Source organism: Mesorhizobium sp. M7A.F.Ca.CA.002.15.2.1 (assembly GCF_003998715.1).
In the GTDB taxonomy this organism is placed as follows: domain Bacteria; phylum Pseudomonadota; class Alphaproteobacteria; order Rhizobiales; family Rhizobiaceae; genus Mesorhizobium; species Mesorhizobium ciceri.
In genome coordinates this window covers 1-7552 of record NZ_RZPI01000231.1, presented here as the reverse complement: position 1 = coordinate 7552, position 7552 = coordinate 1, and the positions used below count along the sequence as shown (strand labels likewise).

Genomic DNA, 7552 nt, shown 5'->3' with positions numbered 1-7552 from the left:
GGTCGCAAACAGCATGATAAATTGGCCGATGCCGGGAGCAATGACCGGTATCGCCATGAACACCATGAAGATCAGCGACATCACCTCGGCCATGCGCCGGCCGTCGAACGTATCGCGCACGATCGAGACCGCGATGACACGAGTGGCGGCTGCACCGATGCCTTGCACGGCCCGGCACAGCAGAAGTGTTTCAAAGCTTGGTGCAACGGCGGCGGCCGCAGCCGCGGCGACATAAATCACCAGCCCGGCGACCAGTGGTGCGCGACGTCCGAAGCGATCCGAGATCGGCCCGAAGAACAGCTGCCCGCCACCGAAGCCCAGAATGTAGGCCGTTATGACGTACTGCCGGTGGTTTTCATTTTCGACGCCGAGCGAGGCGCCGATCTGCTGCAGAGCCGGCAGCATGATATCGATGGCCAGCGAGTTCAGCGCCATCAGTGCCGCGCACAGAGCGATGAACTCCCAGCGCGGAATGGGCAGTTTGCTTGCCGATTGCGGCGCTGGTTTTGGCTGGTCCACGGCAAGTCCGATCTTTCAAACGAAAATGCGCCGGCGGGCCGGCGCATTGGCTCGTCCTGGTCCTGGGGTCAGGACATGAAAATTGCCGAGGTGAGGTTGCCCCGGTGCCTGGTGCTCGATGCCCGAAAATCAACGTCGATTTCGGGCATGCACAAAACAGAAATCAGGCGGCGCCTTTGACGCTGACGCCCTTCTCGACGAGGAACGTCTGCAGCTCGCCCGCCTGGAACATCTCGCGCACGATGTCGCAACCGCCGACGAATTCTCCCTTGACGTAGAGCTGAGGGATCGTCGGCCAGTTGGAGTATTCCTTGATGCCCTGGCGCAGTTCAGCCGAGTCCAGGACGTTCACGCCTTTGTAGTCGGCGCCGATATAGTCGAGGATCTGGACGACCTGGCCGGAAAATCCGCATTGCGGGAAACCAGGTGTGCCCTTCATGAAAAGGACGACGTCGTTGCCCTTCACTTCATTGTCAATGTAGTCGTTGATGCTGCTCATGGAATATCCTTTCCCGCCTGTGGGAGTCAGGCTCGAAACATACCCTTCAAATAAACCCAACGATTGCTCGAAACAAGACGTTAGCCGCGCCGTGGCTGAAATGGCGCAAAGGATGAGCCGTGTTGGGCCAAGCGCTAAGGGTCAGTCGGGAACGCTGGTCTGCAGCGCCAATGCGTGCAACACGCCGCCCATATTGCCCTTCAGCGCGTCATAGACCATCTGGTGCTGCTGGACGCGGCTCTTGCCGCGAAAGCTCTCGGCCACCACCTCGGCCGCATAGTGGTCGCCGTCGCCGGCGAGATCGCGAATCGTCACCTTGGCGTCCGGAATGCCGTCCTTGATCAGTTTTTCGATGTCGTGGGCATCCATTGCCATGGCAAAATCCTGTTTCGAGCGGCCGGTAGCCGGCCATAAGATGAGAGTCGGGTGAGCCTAAAGCCTTTCCGGTCCGGATTGAAGCCGTTCTGTCCCGCCAACGGCCACACGGCTTCAGAGAAAGACTAGGCCGGTGGGCTTGCTTCATCCTCGGCAACGTCCTCGCGTGTCGAGAAAGCGCGGCCAAGGCTGAAGGCAAGCACATAGAGCGGCGCGTTGAGCAGCAGGCTGACAATGGGGAGATAGCTCGTCATTTGCCAAGCCGGCGAGAAGAACCCTTGGCCATGGCCGTCGCAGATGAGCGACGAGCCGTACTCCCACAACGCGCCCACGACCACCGTGCCGGCGAAAAGCTTGACGCAGGTGACGATGTGCCTTGCCCGTGCCGGATCCGGGAAAAGGCGGCCCCAGAGCACCAGGCAGATGATCGGGACCGCGTAGAGGAGGTTCTGCAGCGCCAGCATCGGGACGGCGCCGTTCGCCGCGGCAAGGAACTCCGCACGTGTTTCCAGCCGCATACAAACCTCGCTCGAGGTTGTCGACAGCAGGAAAAAGACGAACGGTCCCAGGAACCAGAAGAAGAACAGCGACGGCCAGAAAACGACTGCAAGCAGCGCCCGGGCAGCCAGTGTGGTCAACTAGCCTGATCCATGAAGCGCGGGAACCAGCCTTCGTGAGCCGAGGAGAGTTCGCTGACCGGGATTGCCCTGGCGTCGCCAAGCTTCAGCGCGCTGCCGCCTGTGGAGCCGATCCACGGCGCGAAGATGCCAAGCTCGCCCTGCTGCTTGCGAATGGCGTCCCATTCGTCACCATGCGGGTCGATCGACAGCGTCAGCAGATAACGGCCCTGATCCTCGCCGAACCAGACCGGGATCGGGTCGGTGCCGACAAGGCCGGGAACGGTGGCGCCGATGCCGGACGCCATCACCATTTCGGCTAAAGCCACCGCGATACCGCCATCGGAAACGTCATGCGCCGCCGTGACGATGCCGGAGGCGATGAGCGCGCGCACATGGTCGCCGACGCGCTTTTCATGCTCGAGGTCGACCGGCGGCGGCGGTCCATCCGTGCGGCCGTGTATGTCCCTGAAATAGACCGATTGCCCGAGATGCGTTCCCCAGGACGCCGGCGCGCCGACCAGCAGGATCATTTGGCCCTCGGCCGCAAAGCCGGCCCGCACCATCTTCGACCAATCGGCGATCAGGCCGACGCCGCCGATGGTCGGGGTGGGCAGGATGCCCTGGCCGTTGGTCTCGTTGTAGAGCGAGACATTGCCGGAGACGATCGGGAATTCGAGCGCACGACAGGCGTCGCCGATGCCCTTCACGGCACCGACCAGCTGGCCCATGATCTCGGGCCGTTCCGGGTTGCCGAAATTGAGGTTGTCGGTTGCGGCCAGCGGCAGAGCGCCGGTGGCGGTCAAGTTGCGCCAGCATTCGGCCACCGCCTGCTTGCCGCCCTCGTAAGGGTCGGCCTCGCAATAGCGCGGCGTCACGTCGGACGAGAAGGCGAGCGCCTTGGTCGCATGGCCTTCGACCCGCACCACGCCGGCATCGCCGCCTGGAAGCTGCAGCGAATTGCCCTGGATCAGCGTGTCATACTGCTCCCACACCCAGCGGCGCGAAGACAGGTCGGGACCGCCGAGCAGCTTCAGGAGCGCGTCTGCAACATCGGCTTGCGGAACATCATTGGCGGCCAGCGGCGCCGGCTTCTTCGGTTCGATCCACGGCCGGTCATATTCCGGAGCCTTGTCGCCAAGATCCTTGATCGGCAGGTTGGCAACCTCGTCGCCCTGGTGCAGCACGCGGAAGCGCAGATCGTCGGTGGTCTTGCCGACGATGGCGAAGTCGAGCCCCCATTTGTGGAAGATCGCCTCGGCTTCCTTTTCCTTTTCCGGACGCAGCACCATCAGCATGCGCTCCTGGCTTTCCGAAAGCATCATTTCGTAGGCGCTCATGCGCTCTTCGCGCACCGGCACCTTGTCGAGATCGAGCTCGATGCCGAGGTCGCCCTTGGCGCCCATTTCGACCGCCGAGCAGGTGAGGCCGGCCGCACCCATGTCCTGGATGGCGATGACGGCGCCCGAGGCCATCAGTTCGAGGCTGGCTTCCAGCAGGCACTTTTCGGTGAAGGGATCGCCGACCTGCACTGTCGGACGCTTCTCATCGATCTTGTCGTCGAATTCGGCCGAAGCCATGGTGGCGCCGCCGACGCCGTCGCGGCCGGTCTTGGCGCCGAGATAGACGACCGGCAGGCCGACTCCCTTGGCTTCGGACAGGAAGATCGCATCGGTCTTGGCAAGGCCCGCTGCAAAGGCGTTGACCAGGATGTTGCCATTGTAGCGGGCATCGAAATTGACCTCGCCGCCGACCGTCGGCACGCCGAACGCGTTGCCATAGCCGCCGACGCCGGAAACCACGCCTGAAACGAGGTGCCTGGTCTTGGGATGGTCGGGCGCACCAAAACGCAGCGCATTCATCGCCGCGATCGGCCGCGCGCCCATGGTGAAGACGTCGCGCAATATGCCGCCGACGCCGGTCGCCGCACCCTGGTAGGGCTCGATGTAGGATGGGTGGTTGTGACTCTCCATCTTGAAGACGACGCAGTCGCCATCGCCGATGTCGACCACGCCAGCATTCTCGCCCGGCCCCTGGATGACCTGAGGTCCGGTGGTCGGCAGCGTGCGCAGCCATTTCTTCGAGGATTTGTAGGAGCAGTGCTCATTCCACATCGCCGAGAAGATGCCGAGTTCGGTGAAGCTCGGCTCGCGCCCGACGAGGTCGAGAATGCGCTGGTACTCGTCGGGCTTGAGCCCGTGTGAGGCAATGAGCTCGGGGGTGATCGGCACGGAATTGGAAATGGTCATGGGCGGCGATTTTTATCCGGGACGTTGGGATTTTGAGTCCCGTCTTATCGCAAGCCTTGCGGCCGATACACCCATGGATTGACGAAAAACGACGGAAAACCGGACAAAGCCACGCAGTGTCAGGAGAAGCTGTCGTAGCCGGCGCGGCCTTCATCGAGAAGTCGCCGGATCACCGCAACGCCTTCAGCGATATCCCCGCGCTGTCTCGGCTGCGAAACGCCGAAGCGGACGCCATGGAAAACCTGCTCGGAACGGCCGGCCTTGAATTCGTCCTCGTCGTCGATCAGCACGCCGTGCTCCAGGCAAGCGTTCTTGAAGGTGCCGGAAAGCCAGGGGTCGGGCAGGGTCAGCCAGACAAAGGGCACCCTGTCATGCGACTTGAAGGCGAAGCCGGCCAAAGTCTCGCGTACGATGGCGATGCGGGCGCTGATTTCGGCGATGCTGCGCTTTCGTATCTCATCCGCCTGACCGGACAGCACCAGCCTTGTATTCACCTCCGCCAGCAGGAAGGGCATGCCGCCGGTCATCATCTTGTGGGCGACGCGGATGCGGTGGCGGTAGGCGGGCGGGCAGGAAAGCCAGCCGCCGCGCACACCGGCTGCGACCGACTTCGACAGGCCGCCCGCGACAATGGTCCTCTCAGGAGCATATTCGGCCAGCAACGGCGTCGGATCATCGGTCAGATTGCCATAGAGGTCGTCCTCGATGAGGACGACATTGTATTCGCGTGCGACATGGGCGATCGCTTCGCGGCGCGCCGCCGACAAGGTGGCCAGCGTCGGATTCTGCGCCGTCGGCATCAGGAAGATCATCTTGGGATGCTTTTGCGCGCAGACGCGCTCGAAATCCTGCGGATCGATGCCTTCATCGTCCGATGCCACCAACGCGGTGCGCCTGCCGATCAAGCCGGCACTGCGGGAAACCTGCGAGTAGGTGAGGTGCTCGAAGGCAACATAGTCGCCAGGCATGGTGAGCGCCGCGATCGCCGCCATCACCGCCGCATGGGTGCCGAGCGTGGGAACGATGGTGTCGGCATCCGGGCGAAAGGAATTGCGCGCCAACCAGCGGGCGCCGGCTTCGTACCATCGTTCGGGGAAATCCCTGGTGTAGCTCGAAATCTCATGCGGATGGTCTTGCGCCGTGCGCGACAGGACACCGGCGACAATGTCGCCCTGGCCGATATCAGGTGCTGCGGTGCTGTCGAAACGCAGCTTGCCTTTAGGCGCATCGATATAGCGCGTGCCTTCGCCGCCGACGTCCGGAGCCGGAAAATCCGGCTTCGCGCGCTGGCCGAGCACATAGGTTCCACGCCCGACCTCGCCGCTCACCAGCCCACGCTCGCGCAGCAATTGATAGGCCCGGCCGACCGTGCCGACGGTGGTGCCGATGTCGTAGGCGAGGTCGCGCTGCGGCGGCAACTTTGCGCCGGCATCGATCACGCCCCGATCGATGTCCGTCTCGATGGAATCCGCCAGCCGCTGATACAGCGGGCCGGAGCCGGCAGTGAGATCTGGAAGCCAATTTGTCATGGTGACAATTTTCTATATTGCACCGATAGATGAGTCAATACATATCAATCGCGTGCCAAAAGGGTACAATTTAGGACTTTGGCAGAAAGAAAATGAATACAATCGTGACAATACGTCATTCGAGCGCTGCATTATCGGCCCAATCGACACGCCCGTCGGCTCAGCGCGGCTTTGTCAGCCGCCTTGTGCGCGTGCTGAGGTCGCTGGCAAGATGGATCGACAACCTGCTGGATCGCCGCCGCAGCCGGTTGGCTCTGCTGGAGATGACCGACGACCAGCTCAAGGATATCGGCGTCACGCGCTGCGACGCCCACCGCGAGGGCATCAGGCCGTTCTGGGACTGACCGTGATCCCAAAAGTGGGAACCGGTTTGGGAAAGATGATGGTCCCGGGAAATCCGGACAGAAGGTCCGCACAGTTCTAACGGACCCTCGACGCCCTGGTGCGTGCAACGGCATGGTCCGCAAGGACGGCGACCACGCACAGCACGAGGAAAAGTCCGGTGATGGCTGCAGCTGAGATGACGACGCTGGTCGCGCCGTTCTTGGCGATGTTCAGGAAAGGGTAGGGCACCTCGCCGGCAAGCGGCGCCCGCACCAGCGCATAGACCAGATAAGCGATGGGATAGATCACCCACCACGAAATGTCGCTCCAGCGTGTCCGGCCGTCGGCGCCCGATATCAGCCACCACAGCACGAACAGCACCGGCGTGACGTAGTGCAGGAGAACATCGCAGAGCAGGAACAGTCCCTGCGGCTGCCAGAGTCGTGCCAGAACCGTTGCGTAGATGATGAAGACCAGTGCGATCGAAACCGCAACGCCGGTGCGCATCCGCGCCCCTGCAAAGGCCGGCAGCCAGGCATAGAAGGTGGGTGACAGCAGCGACGTGTACACCAGCACCGCGCCGATGTTGGTCAGGATGGTGAAGAAGCTGAAGACGAAAATGACGGAGCCAAGCAGGCTGCGGCCTGCTTCCATCGATGCAGGAATGCTGATGCAGAACTGCAGGATGAGCCCGGCCAGACCGATGACCAGCCCCACAATCTGCAGGAACCGGCCCATGGGCTAGGCCGTCGCGGCGCAGGCCGGATTGCCGGCCTGCCAGCGGGAAATGTCGGAGCCGATGCGGGCGCCGAGCGGATCGTTCATCAGCGGTCCGAAGACGTCGACACGGCTAGAATTGCCTTGCGCCTGCACGACCAGCAAAGGTTTGCCGCCATAGTGCTTGGCCGGAACCAGCAGGAAACGCGGCGTGCCGCTGAACGAATTCAGCTCATTGGCCATCTGATACGGTTTGAAGGCCGGGTCCTTGCTGGCGATCCAGCATTTGTGGGCGGCGATCGCCACTTGTTCCATGGCCAGCAGCGCTGCACTTTTGCCCGAGGGAACAGGCGTGCTCTTTGGCGTCGACTGGCAGGATGCCAGCACAAAGCCCGTCGCGGCGACCAGCGCGATCGTCCTCGACTTGATCAAGCGGCACCCATCTCAAGCTCGGACAGGAAGATTTTCAAGCCGTCGGTCATCTCGCCCCACACACGCGACAATGCCGGGTGTTGCGAGGCGATCTGCTGGTAGGCGTCGAATTTGGGATAGGCGTCGAGCAGGTCGTGGCGTCCTGTCATGGCGCGGAAATTGTTGAAGATGAACCGCGTCGGCGTCAGCCAGGCATCGGCGAAGCTGATGTCGTCGCCGAGTGCGAAGGGCCCTTGCGCCATACGGGCCTCGATTGCCGCCAGTCCATGATGCAGGCGGGCGAACTGGGGG

Annotated in this window: 10 protein-coding genes; 1 reads left to right on the top strand and 9 read right to left on the bottom strand. The window is 62.6% G+C overall.

The genetic code is table 11. The features are described 5' to 3' along the window. The 6 genes from ENZ74_RS14995 to ENZ74_RS14970 form a co-directional block, all read right to left on the bottom strand. The coding region (locus ENZ74_RS14995; RefSeq protein WP_127312841.1) for an MFS transporter at positions 1–519 on the bottom strand (519 nt) is incomplete at its 3' end. Positions 520–682: 163 nt separating this feature from the next. Continuing rightward, positions 683–1018 carry a Grx4 family monothiol glutaredoxin gene (gene grxD, locus ENZ74_RS14990; protein ID WP_063167818.1) on the bottom strand — a complete coding sequence of 112 codons (336 nt, stop codon included), beginning with the start codon at positions 1016–1018 and terminating at the stop codon, positions 683–685. A 141-nt stretch (positions 1019–1159) separates the two neighbouring features. Beyond that, positions 1160–1393, bottom strand: coding sequence for a BolA family transcriptional regulator (locus tag ENZ74_RS14985; protein WP_010909092.1), 234 nt, complete (start codon positions 1391–1393; stop codon positions 1160–1162). Positions 1394–1518: 125 nt separating this feature from the next. Beyond that, positions 1519–2031: a hypothetical protein gene (locus ENZ74_RS14980; RefSeq protein WP_024504561.1), complete on the bottom strand. Its 513-nt coding sequence runs from the start codon at positions 2029–2031 to the stop codon at positions 1519–1521. Continuing rightward, entirely contained in the window at positions 2028–4259 is a 2232-nt protein-coding gene (gene purL, locus ENZ74_RS14975) for a phosphoribosylformylglycinamidine synthase subunit PurL (RefSeq protein WP_013532135.1), read from the bottom strand. The genes ENZ74_RS14980 and purL overlap by 4 nt, the downstream gene beginning before the upstream one ends. 119 nt (positions 4260–4378) lie before the next feature. Further along, on the bottom strand, positions 4379–5788 hold the full coding sequence (locus ENZ74_RS14970) for a PLP-dependent aminotransferase family protein (protein WP_013532134.1): 1410 nt from the start codon (positions 5786–5788) through the stop codon (positions 4379–4381). Between the two features lie 92 nt (positions 5789–5880). Here ENZ74_RS14970 and ENZ74_RS14965 point away from each other — a divergent pair, with 92 nt between their 5' ends. Beyond that, complete coding sequence (locus tag ENZ74_RS14965; protein WP_063167819.1) at positions 5881–6132, top strand: DUF1127 domain-containing protein; 252 nt, start codon at positions 5881–5883, stop codon at positions 6130–6132. Between the two features lie 76 nt (positions 6133–6208). Here ENZ74_RS14965 and ENZ74_RS14960 read toward each other — a convergent pair whose 3' ends face one another. From ENZ74_RS14960 to ENZ74_RS14950, 3 genes are all read right to left on the bottom strand, one after another. After that, entirely contained in the window at positions 6209–6850 is a 642-nt protein-coding gene (locus ENZ74_RS14960) for a Pr6Pr family membrane protein (protein ID WP_013532132.1), read from the bottom strand. A 3-nt stretch (positions 6851–6853) separates the two neighbouring features. Then, positions 6854–7261: a hypothetical protein gene (locus ENZ74_RS14955; RefSeq protein WP_063167820.1), complete on the bottom strand. Its 408-nt coding sequence runs from the start codon at positions 7259–7261 to the stop codon at positions 6854–6856. Next, positions 7258–7552, bottom strand: a 295-nt coding sequence (locus ENZ74_RS14950) for a glutathione S-transferase C-terminal domain-containing protein (protein ID WP_206522282.1), incomplete at its 5' end; no start/stop codon positions are given. The genes ENZ74_RS14950 and ENZ74_RS14955, both read right to left, overlap by 4 nt.